The organism is Gracilibacillus oryzae (assembly GCF_009498735.1).
Taxonomy (GTDB): Bacteria; Bacillota; Bacilli; order Bacillales; family Amphibacillaceae; genus Gracilibacillus; species Gracilibacillus oryzae.
In genome coordinates this window covers 1-20,715 of sequence record NZ_ML762455.1, presented here as the reverse complement: position 1 = coordinate 20,715, position 20,715 = coordinate 1, and the positions used below count along the sequence as shown (strand labels likewise).

Annotated in this window: 15 protein-coding genes and 1 riboswitch; of the genes, 4 read left to right on the top strand and 11 right to left on the bottom strand. The window is 37.4% G+C overall.

All coding sequences use genetic code 11. The features are described from left to right. Positions 1-2: 2 nt before the first annotated feature. From F9U64_RS21150 to F9U64_RS21105, 10 genes are all read right to left on the bottom strand, one after another. Positions 3-1,790 (bottom strand): sensor histidine kinase, encoded by a 1,788-nt coding sequence (locus F9U64_RS21150; RefSeq protein WP_153406883.1) that lies wholly within the window; start codon positions 1,788-1,790, stop codon positions 3-5. A 134-nt stretch (positions 1,791-1,924) separates the two neighbouring features. Continuing rightward, positions 1,925-5,707 (bottom strand): GH32 C-terminal domain-containing protein, encoded by a 3,783-nt coding sequence (locus F9U64_RS21145; protein WP_153406882.1) that lies wholly within the window; start codon positions 5,705-5,707, stop codon positions 1,925-1,927. Positions 5,708-6,946: 1,239 nt separating this feature from the next. After that, positions 6,947-7,918, bottom strand: coding sequence for a LacI family DNA-binding transcriptional regulator (locus tag F9U64_RS21140; RefSeq protein ID WP_153406881.1), 972 nt, complete (start codon positions 7,916-7,918; stop codon positions 6,947-6,949). Between the two features lie 162 nt (positions 7,919-8,080). Then, positions 8,081-9,796: a thiol reductant ABC exporter subunit CydC gene (gene cydC / locus F9U64_RS21135; protein ID WP_153406880.1), complete on the bottom strand. Its 1,716-nt coding sequence runs from the start codon at positions 9,794-9,796 to the stop codon at positions 8,081-8,083. Next, positions 9,793-11,526, bottom strand: a complete 1,734-nt coding sequence (gene cydD, locus F9U64_RS21130) for a thiol reductant ABC exporter subunit CydD (protein WP_153406879.1) — start codon at positions 11,524-11,526, stop codon at positions 9,793-9,795. The genes cydC and cydD overlap by 4 nt, the downstream gene beginning before the upstream one ends. Positions 11,527-11,552: 26 nt before the next feature. Further along, entirely contained in the window at positions 11,553-12,566 is a 1,014-nt protein-coding gene (locus F9U64_RS21125; protein ID WP_153406878.1) for a cytochrome d ubiquinol oxidase subunit II, read from the bottom strand. Then, positions 12,563-13,915, bottom strand: a complete 1,353-nt coding sequence (locus F9U64_RS21120; RefSeq protein WP_153406877.1) for a cytochrome ubiquinol oxidase subunit I — start codon at positions 13,913-13,915, stop codon at positions 12,563-12,565. Before F9U64_RS21120 ends, F9U64_RS21125 begins: the two co-directional genes overlap by 4 nt. A 259-nt stretch (positions 13,916-14,174) precedes the next feature. Further along, positions 14,175-14,366 (bottom strand): hypothetical protein, encoded by a 192-nt coding sequence (locus F9U64_RS21115; RefSeq protein WP_153406876.1) that lies wholly within the window; start codon positions 14,364-14,366, stop codon positions 14,175-14,177. A 33-nt stretch (positions 14,367-14,399) separates the two neighbouring features. Beyond that, entirely contained in the window at positions 14,400-14,549 is a 150-nt protein-coding gene (locus F9U64_RS21110; RefSeq protein ID WP_153406875.1) for a hypothetical protein, read from the bottom strand. 250 nt (positions 14,550-14,799) lie between these two features. Next, complete coding sequence (locus F9U64_RS21105; protein ID WP_194287463.1) at positions 14,800-15,327, bottom strand: FixH family protein; 528 nt, start codon at positions 15,325-15,327, stop codon at positions 14,800-14,802. A 318-nt stretch (positions 15,328-15,645) separates the two neighbouring features. Continuing rightward, a riboswitch (cyclic di-AMP (ydaO/yuaA leader) is annotated at positions 15,646-15,801 on the top strand. 162 nt (positions 15,802-15,963) lie between these two features. Between F9U64_RS21105 and F9U64_RS21100 the strand changes: the two genes are divergently transcribed. Continuing rightward, complete coding sequence (locus F9U64_RS21100; RefSeq protein WP_153406873.1) at positions 15,964-16,491, top strand: potassium transporter TrkG; 528 nt, start codon at positions 15,964-15,966, stop codon at positions 16,489-16,491. 47 nt (positions 16,492-16,538) lie between these two features. On the opposite strand, the gene F9U64_RS21095 is transcribed toward F9U64_RS21100, so the two are convergent. Next, on the bottom strand, positions 16,539-17,672 hold the full coding sequence (locus F9U64_RS21095) for a zinc-dependent alcohol dehydrogenase (RefSeq protein WP_153406872.1): 1,134 nt from the start codon (positions 17,670-17,672) through the stop codon (positions 16,539-16,541). Positions 17,673-17,922: 250 nt separating this feature from the next. Here F9U64_RS21095 and F9U64_RS21090 point away from each other — a divergent pair, with 250 nt between their 5' ends. The 3 genes from F9U64_RS21090 to F9U64_RS21080 all read left to right on the top strand — a co-directional run bounded on the left by F9U64_RS21090 (position 17,923) and on the right by F9U64_RS21080 (position 20,464). Then, positions 17,923-18,474 (top strand): tyrosine-type recombinase/integrase, encoded by a 552-nt coding sequence (locus F9U64_RS21090; RefSeq protein ID WP_153406871.1) that lies wholly within the window; start codon positions 17,923-17,925, stop codon positions 18,472-18,474. Between the two features lie 103 nt (positions 18,475-18,577). Next, positions 18,578-20,044: a potassium/proton antiporter gene (locus F9U64_RS21085; protein ID WP_153406870.1), complete on the top strand. Its 1,467-nt coding sequence runs from the start codon at positions 18,578-18,580 to the stop codon at positions 20,042-20,044. Between the two features lie 84 nt (positions 20,045-20,128). Beyond that, on the top strand, positions 20,129-20,464 hold the full coding sequence (locus F9U64_RS21080) for a hypothetical protein (protein ID WP_153406869.1): 336 nt from the start codon (positions 20,129-20,131) through the stop codon (positions 20,462-20,464). Positions 20,465-20,715 lie beyond the last annotated feature (251 nt).

Below are 20,715 nucleotides of genomic sequence, written 5' to 3'. Positions count from 1 at the left end.
CTTCAAGCCCCCCTCTTAAAATCAATTGACAGCACAATTCTTGTTCCCTTATTCTCCTTTGTATCTATATGGTAGGAGAATTGGTCTCCATAATGTAATCGTAAACGACTTATTACATTTTTAAGCCCTATACTATTTCCACTACTTTCTAATACATTTAAATTATTTGAGTTTTTGTCATTATCCGTCAAGTTTAAAATTACTTCCTCTGAAATTCCGATTCCATCATCTTCTACCACCATTGTTAAACGATCATTAACAAAATATGTCTCGATATTTACCAGTGCATGGTTTTTTGAAATTAAACTGTATTTAACTGCATTTTCTACTAGAGGCTGGAGAACAAACTTTGTTATAGGAAGACTTTTCGACTTAGGATCTTCATCAATCGTTATTTGCAGATCTTTCTCATAGCGCAGTTGTAAGATCGTAGCATAATTACGAATATATTGAATCTCTTCACCTAATGTAACAATATCTGATTTAGTATCTAGTGAATAACGCAGCATTCGTCCTAAATAAACACTAACATTCATCACATCTTTATTCTTACCCTGAGCGGCCAGCCCTCCAATAATCTCCAATGTGTTATTAAGGAAGTGCGGGTTAATTTGGAGCAAAAGCGCTTTATACTCAGCATTTCGCCGACGAATATTGAGTTTAAATTCACTGTCTATTAAGCTTTTCAGTCGATCAATCGTGTGTGTAAATACATTTAACATATAACGGATTTCATTATTTTGAGATTTAATTGTTGGCATCACTCGCTGGACACTTTGAAAATCACCTTTCTCCAGGTGATTCATTGCCTTTGTGAGTTCCCGCAATGGATTAGTTATTGATGATGAAAACAAAAAGGATGCGATGATAGTAATGAAAAACAATCCTGCACTTAGTAAGAGCAAGCTTCTCTGTAAGCGATTAGGCTTGGAAAATAGATCTTCTTTTGTAACTTCACTCAACAGGATCCAATCACCTACTGAAAGTCGCTGGTAAAACAATAGATATTCCTCATTACTTCCATCTATTTCTACTAATCCTTGTTCTTTTCTTATATCATTTATTTCTGTTAAAGTTTTAGCAATAATATGTGACGGAGTTTTAATCTCACCTGTTAGTATATTGGTACCTTCTTCATCCACAATAAAGGTATTTCCATGTTCACCAGTTGTAATTTTATTTAATGATTCCTCTATTAAATCAGTAGAGAAGTTGACTTTTATAACCCCTCTATCCTCCAGGGAATTTAAATCTACTAAAGGGATAAGATGACTATTAATATTTTTATCTCTCATTAAAGCAGATTGTTGATTGGCATCAATATGCGAATGCGTATATGTTTTGTTATAGTTAATAAAATCGGAGTACCAATCGATATTTTCTAGGTTGGTATACTTTCCCCAGATTCCTTCTCCGTTATGAGTAAAGATGGATACAGAAATACTATTAGAATTATTGACGGTCATTGAGCTCAATAGAGTATTTAATTCATTTCTTGCTAGTAACTTTGCTGTCGATAAAGTATCCATATCATTATGCTTTGCTTCCGTTCGAATCCAATCCTGTGTAATTGGATTAACCAGCACTTGCTGTCCAATATCTGCTGCCTGCATAGTTATTGAATTGATATAAAGTGAAAATTGATCCATCATTTCGACTGTTAAATCTTGTGTTTGATTTTTGATATAATTCGTAAACACACCCGGAATAACAAGAGATAATATTAGAAACGGGATCGTTAATAAGCAAGTAAATACCAAAAACAGCTTATTTCGTAACGAAAAGAACATTTAGGTTCCTCCATGTATGTTTAAAAAGTCGATATTTATTTATGATGTAAGCATATGACCTTTTTTTGAATGTAATTTTTTTAAAAGGAACCACTCTCCAATCGTTGGAGAGCAGATAAGTTTTAACAAACAAATCAATAGAAAGATTCATATACTTTAGGTGATACTGTCCATTGCTGTTGCAGGGAAGAGTCAAATGGCTGCAACGTAAGATTTCCTTCTTCAGATATGGTCAATGCTTCATTATTAAATGCAGATAACACTGTTATTGTGTGATTATCATTCTTCTGTATAACCCAGCGCTGGTTATCATAGCCAAGATAATCGTATAATTGTACTCTCCGTTGCTCTGTATTAAAATCAATAGCTTTGCCAGCCTCACTTCTTATCGAATAAGAACCATAGGCATCACCGGCAGGTATGAATGTCCATGTTACCTTCTCTTTATTTATACTTACTTGTTCGCCATTTTGAGAAGAAGTTACATAAATGGATTGGCCTGTCTCTATATTGGTTAAACTAGTTTCTATTAATTGTGCCTCAGTAACATTTCTAATTTTCACGTTCTGATAAGTTGCCTTACCTCCAAATACATTCAAACCGAAATGACCTTCTGCAAAAGTCCCGTCTTTAATATCAATAACTTTTTCACCATCTACTTCAATGGCAATATGTGGACCATTTGCTGTTATTCTCACATGGTATGTCTTATCCCTCTGAATAAATACGGGAACATTGCCGATTACCATACGATCTTCAAAACTACCATCTATCTTATAGAACAATCGGAAAGCTTTCATATTTGGGTCTAAATTAAAGTAATACCCGTCACTACCATCTTCACTGGCACGGAAGAGTATGGCTCCAGCGCCACCCGCCTCATCAAGAGTAATGTCTGCCTCATAAATAAAGTTGCCTCCAGTATCCTCAGCAATATAATTGGTATCACTGGTGTGTGATCCGCTAATCCCGTTCTCGGTTGCTATCCAATTGCCGGCTGCAGAATCTTTTTTCCACCCACTTAGATTGGTCTTAAAGTTTCCTTCATAGACTTTGACTGTTACAGTTTTAGATACTTTATTATTTGGGGAAGAAACAGTAATTGTTGCCTCTCCAATACCGACAGCTTTGATTACAGCATTGTTATTGCTGGAAGATTCTATAGTAACAATATCAGGATTCTTCGTTTCCCATTTTAGTGGATGTAAGTCGTTTCCATTTCCACCTTTGAGCGCTGCATCAATTGTTAGCTTATTACCGATGTTCATCTCTTTCTTGCTGATATTCGTCACAATATGAGCTCCTCCAGTAGCGTCCCTGTTCCAAATATCTTTCATTGCTTTTACCTTTAAGGAAACAATATTTACAGGACCTTCTTCTGCATAAAAGCTTAGCCCGCTGCTTGTTGGATCTGGAAAAATAACATCAGAAAACACAACTTGCCCATCATTGGCAAAAACCTCAACAGATCCGTTATCTACAAATATGTTTAGTTTAATTCGTTGATTTATTGGTTCTAATCCCGCTTCATGTAAAGTAGTAAATTTACTCGAGAAATTTTTTCGACCTGACTGAGAACGATCCACAAACACTTGATTGGATACTGTATTATATCCGATAACTGTTTTCTCTTCAAAGTTTTCTCGAACTCGAAAGCCGAACTCTCTTATGTCACTATCTGCAGGTATTTCAATTTCCGCTTCGATTTCATAAGAATCTTGTTTTATCTTTTTTAATAAGTTTGGCGCATTTTCTGAATTGATATTTTTATTCTTAATTTCAAAAATCGTTTCACTAACCTCTTCTAATTCTTCGATAGGAGATTGAGCAAGTTTAACTCCATCTTCTGTTTGAATTAAGCTTAATTCTCTTGGGATAGTAAGTTGACCTTGCCATCCCTCTGTTGGGAATTCAAATGGATAATCCCAATTCGTCATCCATGCCATGGCTACACGACGATTTTCTGGCATATTGGCAAACGACATGGATGCATAAAATTCTTTTCCATAATCAGTCTTCAGCACCTTTCCAGCTGGGTTATCATTAAGGAATTTTCCATCAGGTGTCAGTTCCCCAATAAAGTATTCTGCATCAGATCCTTCGGTATTTGGATTTGCCCCTGTGCTGATCATCAGGACCCATTTCTTCTCTTCTGTACCTTCAACCTCGAGTTCAAAAAGATCTGGACATTCCCATACTCCTCCACGAATGTAATCACCATAACCAAAGTTATCAGTATGCTCCCAATTAATAAGATCCTTAGAAGTAAAGAAACGAATATGATCTCCTCCCGATACAACCATTATCCACCGATCATTCGCTTCATCACGCACAACTTTAGGATCCCGAAAATCCCATTCACCTGGATCTTCCTCATTTTTACCTGGATTTTCGATTACAATAGGATGGTCTTCTGAATATTCCCAAGTGCGACCTTTATCCGTACTATATGCAAGGCCAATTCGCTGATTGCCATTGGGAGAATCAGGATTATAAGAAGTATAGTAAGCAATCAGTCCCCTACCTCCAGAATGAGTGAAGAGGCCCGAATCGTTTTGTAAGTCTGCTATTGCAGAGCCTGACCATACATGCCCAAGGTCGTTCCACGGCAATGCTATGGGAAGGCGCTTCCAGTTTATTAAGTCTTCACTTACTGCATGTGCCCATCTCCCACCATCTTGATGAAATAGATGGTATTCACCTTCAAAGTATACAAGCCCGTTTGGATCACTTGCAGAGCCTCGAGCTGGTGTATAATGATAATCAGGTCTATAATTCTCCTTATAGTAATCATCAATCGGAACTAAATATACATCTTGAAAATATGCCGCCCCCTTAATGACCGTCAAACCTGCAAATCCATCAGCGAAGCTGCTATCTGCAACTTCTATTGCTGGTTCTGCATAACCATCTAGATATAATGTTATGGTTTCTCTATTGACGACAACTTCCAAATGATGTTGTGTATTAATTTCCGATTGGTATTTATTCATAGACTTTGCAAGCACCGTACCATCTGCTGTTTGTATTTTTGCTTCTACTTCATTCCCTTCCTTTAAGAGTAAGACTTGGTAACCACTGGTGCCGTCCTTATTTGTACGAAATGTAAGTCCCGCTTCCGATTGATCACCCACAAAGGAAATGTTACCTTCTAAAACAAAATTATCTACTTTTGTCGCATACACTTTTTTTGCCACTTTATTTTCTTTGACCACTCCTTTTATACCTCTTATATCTGGTTGCCAGATACCTTCTGCAACTACTGATGAATCAAGATTTGTGGCAAGCTCGCTCACCTTCACATTTTGAAAAAGCGCAGCTCCATTCCATACATGGAGACCTAAATATCCGATATTATAAAGTGATACTGAAGTATCTATTACGGGCAAATATTGATCTTCCCAATAGACTTTAATATTGTCTGCTTCAACTTTTACTTTTAATTGATAAATCTCTCCTTCTTGAACGTCTACTCTAACCTCTTCTTTTAGTCCACCCTCATCCCGCGCATCCTTTAGTCGAATAAGACCTGCACTTGGTACTATTTGAACCATATAGGAATCCCAAACATCATCACCAGACCGAAACACCAAAGTGGCATCAGCTGCCTGGTCCACTATCTTTATGTCAGCTTCATATATAAAGTCTTCCGATTGGACACTTGAAATTGCCATAACATTTTCATAAGGTTCCGAAGTTAACTTTAAACCTTGATCAGTGTCTTCTAGTTTCCCTTTTCCGTTTATGTTCCAATCAGATAAGTTCGTATTTGCTTTATTTACAGGTACCTCCTCATTTCCATTATCCGTTACTTTTTGTTTTGCTGCTAAATGGTTATTATAAAGAAAGATGGATACTAATATTCCTGCCAAAGATAATAAAAATAAACGACAAAAGTTAAACTTGAAATTTCTCATACAATAATCGCCTCCCAAAATTTTTTTCAACTTTGATTAATTAATCAGTCCTTCTAAGCTTCTCCCGCTATGTCAACCGGTTGACATAAAAGACTTTAAGATCCAAAATATTCCTACCATACCCTGATTAATATCATATAGTAAGCGATTTCATATGTCAATCGGTTGACATATATTTAATTTATATTTATTAATCTAAATAGCAGCTTCAAAATCACTGCTAATCAGTAGGTTTTTAAACTCTTGCTTTATAAGACTGTATCCCTGGCAACTTTAAAATAAGCATATTTTGGTCATTGTTTTTTTGCATTAGGATGCTTATTTCTGTTATCCCACTTATTTTCTTTGTGTTTCTCGATATTTGAAGTGAGGTATTACAAACAATTAGCACTGTAACGAAATTTACTCGGCTTCCATATGATTCAATTACAAAAATAAATATAACACCTGCAATAAATCATTTGGTTTTTAGCCGGTGATCCACGTCCATATAAGATAGGAATAATTTGAAATAATAAAAAGGGAAGGACCAAGCAAGTTCTTTGGGAAGTGAAAAAATGTAAATATTTAAAATTAATGAGGTCGCATAAACAATTAATGAGGTTGGTTTCTTAATTTTTTCAGGAAAATGGAGAATCAGTATACCAGCCAGTATAACGTATAAATACGAAAATATGGCATGATACCAAGGGAAATCTATTAATATCAGTGGAAAGATAAAAGGATGGATGCGCATGACCAAATATTTTACCTGCTTCCACTTATTTATTTCCTCATCATGCCACCACATTTTTCCGTTTTTCTTCGCATTTACACTTATCCCGCCTACTATATCAACAAATAACAACACGATAATTAACCATTGCCACCAATCCGATTGAGATTACAAAATAGTAATTTAACTAGGAATGGGATAATAAAACCAATAATCCATGTGAAATTATTTTCTAACTTAGTGGCTTTGGCCCAGCTTCTTTGCCCAGAAACCTGATATAAATGAAACATCTGTCAAACCCCTATCTAGTTATAAACAGGTTCCATACAAACTACAGTTTGTCTTTTTTATAACATATATTGTACTGTAAACATATAAAGAACTTTATAATACTGTTAAATAAACCTATTTCTGTCAAACATTTAATTCAACGAAGATATTATGGTCATTACAAATAACTTTCATTTAATTAATTTAGAAATACATATGTTCCATAATGTTTAGTATAAGATGCGGAAATCTTTTTAAGTCGTTTTATTAATTATAATCTGCGGTTGCAGGAAATCTTCGTTAAAATTTGTTTCTTCAGGATTGCTTATCATTTCCATCATATGCCTTACAGCTGTTACTGCAATGTCTTCTATTGGCTGTTTGATTGTAGTTAATTGTGGTAGTAATCGACTTATTGTACTTGTTCCGTCATAACCTACTATTTTTAATTGATTGGGTACAGCTATATTTAATTCTTCTGCAATTTGCAAGCACTTCGCAGCAATCATGTCATCGCTTGCGAAAATCCCATCTGTTTCTGGACGTTCTTGAAAGACTTTTCTCACGGTATAACTGATTTCTCTTTCATCTAGTGGTCTTTTTACTATATACGTTACAGGGTTTTTAACAAGATCTTCATATGCTTCTCTTCTTAATTGAGTTGGCGTCTCTAATTCTTGAGGCCCATTAATATGTATAATAGATTTACATCCACGATTAATTAGGTGCTCTACAGCCATCTTACCTCCTTCATAATTATTAGAACCGACCACTGGAATCGATGGAGAAAGATAATGGTCGATAGCTATGATAGGGAGTTGAGATTTCTTATAAGTTTCAATGCCCCGGTTGTACGAACAAACAATTATTCCATCTACTTGGTTTCTAATTAGCATAATAGAATAAGCCTCTTCTTTCTCAGGCTGACTAAGACTATTACACAATATAACTCTATACCCCATTTCAGAGCAAGTTCTTTCTATCCATAGCGCCAACTCACTATAGAAGGGATTTGAAATATCCGGAATAATTAGTCCGACTAAATTAGTTCTTTTTTTATATAATGATCTAGCTAAATCATTTGGGTAGTAATTTAATTCCTTCATCGCATTCTCGACTTTTTGTTTTGTTTTTTCACTGATATACCCACGATTATTTATTACACGGGATACCGTTGTCGGCGATACACCAGCAACTTTGGCCACATCATTTAATTTAATTGTCATATTATGCCCCCTTTTCATTCCTTTTAATATATTTGATCATACATCATATATGAAAACGTTTAAAATAATTTGTATCTTTTATCTGGATAAAAGAAGCACAAACTATCTCCAAGTGGAAAAACGAAAAAGGAGCCTGACAACAGCTCCCTTCTCCAATATGCTTCACAGCAGACTTCTTTCTAATATTTTCATCTGATAAAAATAGCCCCTTTTTTCCATAAGCTCATAGTAGGAGCCTGACTCTACAATATTGCCGTGATCCATCACAATAATCTGGTCCATTTTTTCTAATCCATACAAACGGTGACTCACCAGGAGCAGAGTGTCTCCATCGACCTGTTCAAAAATGTGTTGATAGATCATTTGCTCAGTTTGTGCATCTAAAGAAGATGTTGGTTCATCTAAGATCCAGAGATTCCCCTTTTTCAACAGTGCTCTGGCAATTGCAAGACGCTGCTTCTCGCCGCCAGACAGGTTTTCCCCATTTTCCGATACATTGGCATCAAGTGCAAGATGACCAAGATTCACTTCTGCTAATGCCTTTTCCATTTGCTGGTCATCCAGTTGGTTATCTGCAAGTAACAGATTATCACGGATTGTTCCATAGAAAAGATGGTTTTCCTGTAAAACAACTTTTGTCTGCTGCCAAATACTTGCAGCATCAATTGTTGCTAAGCTTTGATTATTCCAATGGATTTCCCCAACTTGTACTTGCTGCATTTTAAGAATCAGCTGCAGCAATGTTGACTTACCAGAACCACTGGCTCCAATAAGCGCTGTTTTTGATCCAGCTGGTATGGTTAAAGACAAATCCGGAATGGTTGCCCGCCAATCCCCCATATAACTGAAGCTTATTTGCTGAAGTGAGATTTCAGGAGCACGGTCTAATAATTCTATCGGCATTTTGCCATCATCTGCTTGTATATCAGGGTCTTCTGCTACATCATATAATCTGGTGGCAGCACTCTTGCTCTCTTCCATATAAATTGGAAACACTGCCATCGGTGCAGCAGGCTCAAAAACAGTCAGTGAAATCATCACAAGCATCGCCAGAAAAATGCCGTCCAATTCACCATTTGCAACCAGATATGCACCAACTGCTAAAACAAACCAGCTCACTATCGAAGTGATAAAGCCATTTACTGATTGACTGTACGCTTTGTTGATATTTTCCTGTTTCTGCTGCTTTAGATAGGTTTCCGATTGTTCCAAAAGCTGAGTTTCCTTTGTCTGCAATTGCTGAAAAAGTTTTAGATCACGAAAGCCATACATGAATTCGGTGACTTCAATCGACAGTGCTCCCCGTTCTTGCTTCACCTTGCCGCTAAGCTTTGCTTGTCTCAGGTAGAAGAGTGCAGGAATTGCAATTGTTGTCAATAGAAAGCCAACAAGCATTATTACAGCAATTGCTGCAGAATAAAAGCTTGCGAAAAAAACTGTGCTAATAAATACAAGCAATAAAACAATCGGTGGATAAAACACGCGTAAGAAGAAATTCTGCAAGCTTTCCACATCGCCAACAATTCTGGCTAATAAATCACCACTAGTGTATTTGCGGAAAAGGTGCGGTACAAGCGGTTCTAATTTCTCGAAAAAGGTTATCCTTAAATTGCTTAAGATTGTAAAGGTTGCCCTGTGCGAGTACAGACGCTCTCCATATTTCGCACCAGCTTTTATTAAACCAAGTAGTTTCACTGCTGATGTAAGAATAATTAAAGTATAAAAGGGAGGTGTTAAGGCAGCCTTCGAAATCAGATAACCACTTGCGGCGAAAAGGGCGACACTGCTGATACCTGCAACAAATCCGCAGATGATAGCCAGCAGGATATCTTTCTTTTCCAGTAACATAAGTTTTATGATCTTTTGAAGACTCCTCATGCCTTTTTGCCTCCTTGCTGAATTGTCACCATTTTACGGTAACTTGGTAATGTATCAAGCAGTTTCTCGTGTGTGCCTTTGCCTAACAACCGGCCATTTTCCAGGAATAAAATTTGATCAGCTGATTTGATTGTGTGCAGCCGATGGGCAACGGTGATCACTGTAGCTGTTTCATTTAATTTCTGAATCGATTGCTGTAATATCTTCTCTGTCGCAAGATCAAGGCCACGTGTAGGTTCGTCCAATAGAACAACACTCGGCTGCTTCAGAAAAGCACGGGCAATAGAAATCCGCTGTTTCTCCCCACTCGATAACCCTCTGCCAGCTTCTCCTATCCTTGTTTCATATCCCTTTTCAAATGATTCAATTAATGGGGCAATCCCCGCTGACTCTGCAGCTTTTTGAACTGCTTTTTTGTCAGCATTGTTTGTTACACCTAACAGGATATTTTCCTGGATCGTCCCTGAAAAAATATAAGGATGCTGTGAAATATAGGCAAGCTGATCTAACCATGAGCTTTGAGAATAGTAAAGCAGATCCTCATTCTGAATCGTTATTCTTCCACTGTCTGGCTGAAGCATTCCAGATAACAGCTGAAGCAAAGTTGACTTTCCCGCTCCACTTGCACCAACTATCGCAATTTTTTGTTTAGGTAAAAATGTTGCCTCAATATCCTGCAGCTGAAACTCACTCGCCGGGAACTGATAGCTAAGTTTATCTAATTGGATGATTGGCGGGTTGGACAGTACAGGTAATTCTTTTTTACCATAATGAATATTGCCAGATTTCTCATCAAACTCTTCCAGTACTTTTGCTGCAGCTCCCATGCTGCTTCTGCCATTGTGAAAAGTCGTACCAAGTTCTTTTAAGGATGTAAAAAATTCCGGCACTAATATTAAAATCACAAAAGCCGGGAAGAAAGAAATGCTCTCATAGATAATTAACTGAATCGCCAGTTCAAGCGCAACAATCCCTATACTAAGCATCGAAATGAGTTCTAAAGCAAATGACTGTGTAAAAGCAACTTTTAAGATATCCATTGTGGTGTCCCGAAACCCCAGGCTGCTTTTTTCCAGTTCATGCTGCTGTTGTTTTGTCCGGCCAAACAGCTTTAAAGTGACAAGCCCTCGCAGCATATCTAAGAAAGCACCTGAGAATGATGCCAGTTTATCTAATTTTTCCTCCGATTTTTTCTGTGTCTTTATCCCGATAATGATCATAAAAATCGGGATAAAGGGGGCAGAAACTAATAAGATAAGACCTGAATTGATATGCTGTGTAAATATCACGATCAGCATCAGCAATGGGGCAAATGTACTTTGCATCACTTGGGGAATAAACTGACTGTAAAAGCTGTCCATCTCATCAACACCATCTAACAGCATACTGACTTTTCTGCCCGTTTGTCCTCTTCCTGCAAGTGGCAAATCTATTTTTGCATATTTAATCAGAAGTTTTTTTCTGACATTTCGTTTGACATCTGTTGCAATGGAGACACCAATCCGTTTACTGACATAATCTGCTGCGAACCTGAGCAGCAGGATGAATAACAAGACCAGAAGCCACGGGATCATATCAGAAAAAGATTGATTGTGCAAAAAAACTCCATCAATAACCTTTGTCATCATAAAAGCCTGAGCAATAATGGCTATGCCAAAAAGGAAGGTGAAAATTACTAAAAGATAGATTCTCTTTTTATGCATCCAAACTGTTTGCTTAATATTATCCATAAACTATTCCATCCTTCGGCAGTAATTTACTTCTTTCCTTTAGCATAGTCCGCATCGAATAAAAATAACCGCATAAGCAGAATAAGGGAAGGAACCAGCATTAACAATCCCCCGATAAATGCTGCAATAAGAGCAATGGCCATTGATTCATTCGTAACACTTGATGCGATATGAATGTATGGATCCAGCAAGTATGGATACTGGGCCATTCCATAACCAAAAAATGCGAAGAAAAACTGCAGCATAACAGCTATAAATGCTAGCCCGTAATTTTTTCCCATATATAATAATGCAAGAGATAGCAGGAAAAAGGCGACAGACAAACCAAATATCCACCATAGATCAAGCATATTATTATAATGGCGCTCATTATTTTGACTTAATGCTATCATTGTTGTAAGTGCCATAATAATAGTAGGGGTTGCCCAGAATAGTGCCCATTTTCTTACTAATTGAAGTGCCGGCTGATCATTCGCGCGAGATGCATAATATGTTAGAAAACTGGCACTAATGAACAAGATAGAAACAATCGCCAAAGCGACAATGCTCCAATTTAATCCGCTAGTGAATAGTTTCCAGTGATCCAATGAGACAACACCATTCGCTTCTGATATAAAACCACCTTCTGAAAGTGTAAAGGCCACAGACAATGCTGCAGGAATCAGAAGTCCTGTTGCGCCGTACAGAAACATATAAACATTGCTTTGCTTAGATCCATAATTTTCAAATGCATAGAATGATCCGCGGATTGCAATCAGTACAAGTGCAAAACTTGCCGGTACCAGTAAGGCAGAACCGTAGTAATAGGCTGTATCAGGGAAAAAGCCGACAATCCCCACAATAAAGAAGACGAGAAATACATTAGTTACTTCCCATACAGGAGACAGATACCTCGAAATCAGTTTGTTAACGACATGCTCCCGTTTCGTAACTTTTGCATAAAAAGCAAAGAAACCTGCACCAAAGTCAACTGATGCGACAATAATATAACCATACAAAAACAGCCATAGTACAGAGATCCCGATTAGTTCATAACTCATTTCGTTTCCCCCTCCCTTAGCTCTGGGTAATGCTTTTCTAATTCTACTTCAGCAGGGTTATCTTTAAATAACTTCCTTAAGGTGATGGCAAACAGTGTACCCAGTACAATATATAGCAGTAAAAACATAAAAAACATATGCACGATATATGGTGAAGAAGTCGCTGCTTCATCCACTGTCATATATCCTCTTAAAATCCACGGCTGTCTGCCCACTTCTGCGTAAACCCAGCCAAACTCGACAGCTAACATGGCAAGAGGACCGCTGATTGCCAGGAGCCAAAGCATCCAGTTTTTATGAACGTTCCAGCGTTTAAATTTACTTAACAGCAAGTAAAGAAGTGAAATACCAATGAGAAACATGCCAATCGAAACCATTAAATCAAACATATAATGAACCCAAAGCGGTGGACGTTCGTCTTCCGGTGTAGCTTCAAGTCCTGTTACCTCACTTGCAAAATTTCCATGAGCTAAAAAGCTGAGAAAACCAGGTAAACGAATCTCACCTACCACTTCATTCTCTTCATTCAACCAGCCGAATAACACCAGATCGGCATTCTCTTCTGTTTCAAAGTGCCATTCCGCAGCAGCTAACTTCTCCGGCTGATGTTCTGCTAAATATTTTGCAGATAAGTCACCAGCAATGGCAGTTAATACACTAAAAATAAAAATAGAAGCAACGGTCATTTTTAATGCTTTTTTATGATAACTTGCAGCACCCTTTTTCCGTAATAAAGCAATTGCCGCAATGGTTGCCAGTATGGCTGCAACAGTAAGGTAGGAGCCACCTAAGACATGGGCAATTCTTGTAGGTGCTGAAGGATTTAACATTGCTTCAATCGGATTAACCGCTGCGAATTCTCCATTATCCATCGTAAAACCATCAGGAGAATTCATAAAAGAGTTGACTGTGGTGATAAAGACGGCAGATATTCCTGCACCAAATACTACTGGCAGGGAAATCAGCCAGTGTGTATACTTTCCTTTGAAGCGATCCCATGTATATAAGTAAATTCCCAGGAAGATCGCCTCAAAAAAGAATGCAAATACTTCCATAAACAGTGGCAATGCAATCACATTACCTGCAAGCTGCATAAAATTCGGCCAGACTAATGAAAGTTGTAAAGCAATGGCAGTCCCTGTAACAACACCTATCGCTACTGTGATCACAAAGCCTCTTGACCAGCGTTTGGCTAATAAGATGTAGTGATTGTCCTTCTTTTTAATGCCGATAAGTTCAGCTAATGAAATAAATAATGGCACACCAACACCTAATGTAGCGAAAACAATATGAAAAATTAACGTCATCGCTGTAATTAATCTGCTGACCATGACCGTATCGAACTCCATTTTGTAACCTCCCCAAATCTATTATGTGAAATATTGATCAAATAAGTCTGTGCTTATAACTCACTCTGTTGTCTCAAAAGCTGTACTGCATCCTTCATCATTCTTAAAAATCTTTAGGAACTGGTTAGTTGAATAAGTGAATATATATTTATAAACCGTCCTTTGGTTTGGTTTTCTTAGTAGTAGTCAGTTACAGAAAAAAATCATGCGTTCTTATAAATCAGTCGATTCTGACTCTTTTCTTTTCCCTTTTCCCCCTTTATTTAAACAATATCCATCTAGCACGCTTCTTGCGACTTCTCGCTCCTTCTTGCGACTTCCTGCGCTCTTCTTGCGACTTCCTGCGCTCTTCTTGCGACTTCCTGCGCTCTTCTTGCGACTTCCTGCTCTCTTCTTGCGACTTCCTGCTCCTTCTTGCGACTTCCTGCGCTCTTCTTGCGACTTCCTGCACTCTTCTTGCGACTTCCTGCACTCTTCTTGCGACTTATCGCTCCTTCTTGCGACTTCCTGCACTCTTCTTGCGAATTTCTGCGTTCTTCTTGCGACTTCCTGCTCTCTTCTTGCGACTTCCTCGCTTCTTCTTGCGACTTCTCGCTCCTTCTTGCGACTTCCTGTTCCCTTCTAATGTTGCCACAACTTCTTTCAATGCTATCAATGATAACTAAGTGAAATATTGAACATAATATTTCGCAGATTTTATTATTTATGATGCTCCTCCTGTATTTTAAATGATATAGGAAGAGAAGATATGATGAATATTTGATGATTTTATGATTTTTTTGTGACCAAATAGCTGGAAGCATCTTTATCAAGCGAATTGAAGGGATAACAATTGATTAGTATGCTGACTTGTCATCCCTTCAATTAATCATTTCAGGGCCGCTCTATTCCTGATGCTCTTCATGGACAGATTCTTCCCCATGTTCATGCCTGTGCTCATCGTGTGGATGTTCTTCGTCCTCTTCCATATTTTCATATTCTTCGTCTGCCACATTTCCTACGTTAAATTCCTGTGTCGGCATTGTGTGCATCGCTCTGGCTGTCACATGAGCGGTAACCTCGTAAATACCTTGCTCCTCAAAAGTATGTGCTAAAGCATAAACTCCTTCGCCCTCATGTTCTGATTCTATACTAACAGATTCGTCTCTCTTTCCTTTTTCCCAGATTTCAAATAGGACTTCATCTGCGTCTTCCACAGGCTCTTCACCATGTGTGACTTTTACTTGGATTGTTTCTTCTTGTCCTGGTAAAAAGACGTCAGGTTCTGTTATAAAATTCACCTCTAAAGCTGCCAGCACCTCTGCATCATCACTTGCAGAATCCGCTGCATTTGACTCTTCTTCGCCAGGATTGCCACAAGCTGCTAAAATTAAGCTGACTAGTAACATTACTAATAATAACTTTTTTGTCATATTATTCACCTGCTTCATTCAATATTTTTATATGGTCTACAATTTCTTCATAAGGAACGTTCTGATAACCGCTCTATCTTTTTATAACACTAATTTGTGAAAATGCTGTGAAGTCTAGCTAGTATTCATAATTTTGCAACAACAGAAATCCTTTAAGAACGATTATTAGATAATATTGATTACGTGAGACGATCAATCTGATACAGTAATTGACTGAACGAATTACGAAACACTATAAACCAATGTAAACTATCCCAAACTGATATTGATTGAAAAAAATAAAAGGAGTATCTTAAATTAGAAATTCAAACTGCGCATCAAAACCAATTGCTTAATCATTTATTGAGCGGGGGAACCATTTTCGATAAACAGTTACTTTGTTTATCTTGGGGTGAATCTTAATATTTTGTTAAGAAGGGGTACTCTCAATCCCTAATCCGACAGCTAACCTCGTCAGCATTTCTGAGAGAAGGGGTTAATTTATTGACCACTCTTCTTTAGGAGTGGTCTTTTTGTGCTTACTTTTAGGAAAGAAGAAAGAGAAATGAAAAAAATTCACTATTTGAGTTGGAGGGAGCCTGTTAATTTACAGGCTGGCGATTGAGCAAGACCCTGATTGAGAAAGAAGGATTGTAAATGTGGAAGTATAAAAGTTGGAGTCCTCCGCAAATCATTATTTTGACTTTTTGTGCTTTTATTTTATTTGGTACTATTCTGCTTAAATTGCCTCTTGCTTCGACGCAGTCCATAAGCTGGATTGATGCATTGTTTACAGCAACTACCGCCATGAAAGTTACTGGATTAGCAGTTGACGATACTGCTGGCAGTTTTACTTACTTTGGTGAAATGGTGATTGCCGGATTAATCCAGGTAGGCGGATTAGCCATGACCATGCACGGCATGACATTAATTGTGACAGCAACATTTATCTTAACCATCACAGAAAATCAGCCCTTTCTTGTGATTTTATTTGAAGTCATATCTGCGTTTGGAACGGTTGGCCTTTCCATGGGAATAACAGGGTCCTTAACCATTACGGGAAAAGTGATCATCATTATTATTATGTTTCTAGGAAAAGTTGGTCCACTGACATTGGCTTTCGCTATTGCTAAGACAACTAGAGCGAGAATAAAATATCCAAGCGAAGATGTAATGACAGGATAACTAGTTACTGGCGTTAGATTATTTTCCTAACGCCAGCCTGTTTTCTATTATGGTTTTAAAATCGTTTTAATACTGCCATCTTCCTTCTTATCAAAAATACGGTAAGCTTCGGCAGCTTCTGATATAGAAAAGGAATGGGTGATAATGTCTGTCGGATCGATAAGTTTATTTTCTACCATCTTATATAGTGCAGGCATCATATGAATAACAGGAGCTTGACCCATTGTAAGGGCAACATTACGTGTGAAAAAGTCGCCAAGCGGGAAGTTGTTTGCTTCTGTTCCATATACACCTGTTAACTGAACAACCCCGAATTTCCGGACAGCTTGTGAAGCAGTGATAATCGGACTGATAGTGCCATATTGATTATCGCCTTCCGAACCGAATGTATTATCAGGAGGCACCGTCCCGTCCATACCAACACAATCTATGACTACATCTGCACCACCTTTTGTTAGTTCATGCAGCTTGCTGCCAATTTCTTTATTTTCTTTAAAATTGATCGTCTCTACATTATTTGCTTTTTTGGCATGGGCAAGGCGGTGATCTACATGATCAACAGCAATAACACGTTCCGCTCCTTTGATCCATGCAAATTTCTGTACCATCAAGCCAACAGGCCCTGCTCCCAGAACAATAACTGTGTCTCCTGTTTTCACACCACTATTCTCGACACTCCAATATGCAGTCGGAATCACATCTGAGAGAAAAAGGACACTCTCATCATCTAATTCACTGTTTTCCGGAACTTTAAATGAAGAAAAGTCAGCATAAGGAACACGCAGATACTCCGCTTGTCCTCCTGGATAATTTCCATTCGCTTTTGAATAACCAAAAAGTCCCCCTGGTTCTCCATGTGGATTAGAGTTATCACACTGGCTTTCCATATGGTTGCTGCAATAATAACAATGACCACAGCTTACGTTAAATGGAATGACCACACGATCCCCTTTTTTTAAGGTTTTCACATCTGGTCCTACTTCTTCCACTATTCCCATTGGTTCGTGTCCAATGATGTAATCTTGTGGTAAAGGAAACCCTCCGTGATAAAGATGCAGATCAGATCCGCAAATTCCTGTAGCTGTTATTCGGACAATCATATCATCATTCTGCTGAATGGAAGGTGCTTCAACTTCTTTTACTTCTACCCGTTGTTTTTCCTGGAATGTTACTGCCTTCACAACAATCATCCTCTCCTGATAGTGAAATTGATAAAGGTTATCCAAATGGCAAAGAGCTAACCTCATACCTAACCCCTACCCTGTGATATAAAACATTAAACCATTCGATCATCTGGTGATGAAATAGCTATGATTTTCTTCTCTCCAAAATAATACTGAGGTGTTAGTGAATAAAGTAACGTTGCATATAATTGGTGTATGCGACATAAAAATTATAATATTTATATTAAGTTACATTAGGAGGTGTGTTATGGAGTTTGTATATCCCATCGTAGAAATTAGACAGATCAACCAAATGAAACAGTTCTTATACCAACAATCCGAAAGGGATTATCTTCTTTTTGTTATTGGAATAAATACCGGTCTACGTTTAAAAGATCTGCTGCACCTTAAGGTTCATCATGTCTCAGACGGAAAAATATTATATGACTTTATCTGCCTCAATGAAAAAGATCCGCCATATTTCCTTAATAACAATTCAAAAAAAGCATTAGCAAATTATTTAGAAACTGGTAATATTGCAACATGCGATTTTCTTTTCAAATCTAAGAAAAGCAAACACCCTATCACACGTCAACAAGCATATCGAATTATCAATCAAGCTGCCAAAGAAAGTGGAATAACAAAAAAAGTCGGTACACACACTTTAAGAAAAACGTTTGGATATCATGCGTACAAAAAAGGGGTAGCGATATCATTACTGCAAAAAATATTTCATCATTCTTCTCCAAGTGAGACATTCGATTATTTAGGCATAGAGAAAGAAGAGAATACTATTATCCAAATAGATGTCAATTTATAGGCATCACTCCATATTGCCATTAGTGTAGATTCCACAGAAAAATTACTTATACTAACATTCTCTAGATTATGTAAATTAGTTAGAAGAAGGGAGCTTAAACATAGTGGATCATTCATTGCTATCATTGGAACATTTTATTTTCATTACTTCGATATTATTAATTATTGGTGTTTTAACAACTAAAATATCTTCAAAATTAGGGGTCCCTGCGCTGATATTGTTTATCGCAGTTGGTATGATAAGCGGAAGTGAGGGACTTGGTTTTATTTATTTCGACAATGCAGAGTTAGCACAGATTATTGGGATTATAGCCTTGGTCATCATCCTGTTTGAAGGTGGTTTGCAAACAAAGTTCTCAACAGTTAAAGCTGTCGCTAAGCCAGCATTATCTCTTGCTACATTAGGTGTTCTTATTACAACCACCTTAGTTGCTGTTGCAGCAAAATTAATTCTTGATATCGGTTGGCTTGAGGCCTTTCTATTTGGTTCTATCGTTGGTTCAACGGATGCTGCTGCCGTTTTTTCTGTTTTAAAAGGTCAAAATGTCAAAGAAAGACTTGGTGCTACACTTGAGGTTGAATCAGGTACTAATGATCCTATGGCTGTCTTTCTTACCATTTCTTTTATTGAATTATTAACCATTGACAATCCATCATATGTAATATTAATCGGCTTATTTTTCTGGCAGATGGGGTTAGGCTTATTAATTGGCTTTATATTTGGAAAAATAGGGGTTTACTCGATTAATCGTATAAATTTAGATTCCAGCGGCTTATACCCAGTATTTGCAGTGTGCTTTGCTTTATTAGCATACAGCATAACAGATTTTGCGAATGCAAGCGGGTTGTTAGCGGTTTATTTAGCTGCCATGATGATTGGTAATGCTGATCTAACTTATCGTCATTCGATTGTAAAATTCAACGAAGGATTTGCCTGGATTATGCAAATTCTTATGTTTATTATTTTAGGTTTGCTGGTTTTTCCATCACAGCTATTTACATTTGATGTAATTTGGAAAGGACTGTTATTAGCAATAAAATTAATACTTGTTGCAAGGCCAATTGCTGTAGTCTTCTCCATTATCCGCATGGGGTTTAACTGGAGAGAGAAAATATTTCTTTCATGGGCAGGGCTTAGAGGTGCAGTGCCGATTGTTCTAGCCACATTCCCTTTACTTGCGGGCATAGAGGATAGCCAAATGATTTTTAATGTCGTATTTTTCGTCGTATTAACTTCGACATTATTGCAAGGCTCTACCATAACACCATTTGCTAAAGTATTAAATCTTACAGGACCAAAGAAAGTAGAATCCACCCATTCTTTGGAACTAGTGTCGATTGGAAAGGCAAATGCGGAGATAGTAGAATATGAAGTTAATGAAGAATCTTTAATTAGAGACTCTACTATAAAAAATATTGACTTGCCTAAAGATGTACTTATCAACGCGATTATAAGACAAAATGATCTGGTAACACCAACAGGGGATACACAAATTCAGACAGGTGATATCTTGTATATCTTAGTTTCCAAACAAAGGAAAAATGAACTAAATGAGGTATTAAAAATGTAATTTAGTTTTTTACGCATTCTATTAAGCAATTTACTTTTTCAAACTGATTACTTATAATAGGAAAGATGAATGGAGGTGTTTAACGTGCGATCGACATTTTTACTTTTTATGGTATCATTATTAATTTCTGCAACAGCCATTTTCCATACAGTTGACAATACAGAATATTCTGTATCATCTGGTGAAAATGAAGTAATTATCACTTCTCAGGAAATGGTTATGTCCGATGATGCTATCACGGAACAGGCATCCCATTCTGTTCAAAAAACAAAATCTACCTTACCTGTCATGAAAGCTGGTAACACAAATATTTTCTTATCAGATGCAGCAATCAATCCAAATTATTTTGGACAGGATTATGAGAATAACCAAATCCAGCGTTATTGTTGTGTTATTCAGCATACCGCCAATTACCTCTAAACAACATCTCTTTTTTAAGTCTATTCCAGGCTTATTTATTGACCTTTCTTTTCCTAAAACCATATTTTTCAAAAACGCCTTATTTAAGGCTTATTTATCTTGGAATTTAATAATATATTATAAGTGCGTGTTCAATAAATCGGCAAATTAGAAGCAAGAAGGTCGAGGCGGTTTAGTGAGGAGCATCGGAACGTATGGGTTGAATACGTGAGAAGCGGACGCACAAACCAACGAAGAGATTCGCCGCTTAT

What these genes read in the sequence shown, in the direction of transcription:
- F9U64_RS21150 (WP_153406883.1), bottom strand. Translation starts at nt 1,790, where the DNA reads ATGTTCTTTTCGTTACGAAATAAGCTGTTTTTGGTATTTACTTGCTTA.
- F9U64_RS21145 (WP_153406882.1), bottom strand. Translation starts at nt 5,707, where the DNA reads ATGAGAAATTTCAAGTTTAACTTTTGTCGTTTATTTTTATTATCTTTG.
- F9U64_RS21140 (WP_153406881.1), bottom strand. Translation starts at nt 7,918, where the DNA reads ATGACAATTAAATTAAATGATGTGGCCAAAGTTGCTGGTGTATCGCCG.
- cydC (WP_153406880.1), bottom strand. Translation starts at nt 9,796, where the DNA reads ATGAGGAGTCTTCAAAAGATCATAAAACTTATGTTACTGGAAAAGAAA.
- cydD (WP_153406879.1), bottom strand. Translation starts at nt 11,526, where the DNA reads ATGGATAATATTAAGCAAACAGTTTGGATGCATAAAAAGAGAATCTAT.
- F9U64_RS21125 (WP_153406878.1), bottom strand. Translation starts at nt 12,566, where the DNA reads ATGAGTTATGAACTAATCGGGATCTCTGTACTATGGCTGTTTTTGTAT.
- F9U64_RS21120 (WP_153406877.1), bottom strand. Translation starts at nt 13,915, where the DNA reads ATGGAGTTCGATACGGTCATGGTCAGCAGATTAATTACAGCGATGACG.
- F9U64_RS21105 (WP_194287463.1), bottom strand. Translation starts at nt 15,327, where the DNA reads ATGACAAAAAAGTTATTATTAGTAATGTTACTAGTCAGCTTAATTTTA.
- F9U64_RS21100 (WP_153406873.1), top strand. Translation starts at nt 15,964, where the DNA reads ATGTGGAAGTATAAAAGTTGGAGTCCTCCGCAAATCATTATTTTGACT.
- F9U64_RS21090 (WP_153406871.1), top strand. Translation starts at nt 17,923, where the DNA reads ATGGAGTTTGTATATCCCATCGTAGAAATTAGACAGATCAACCAAATG.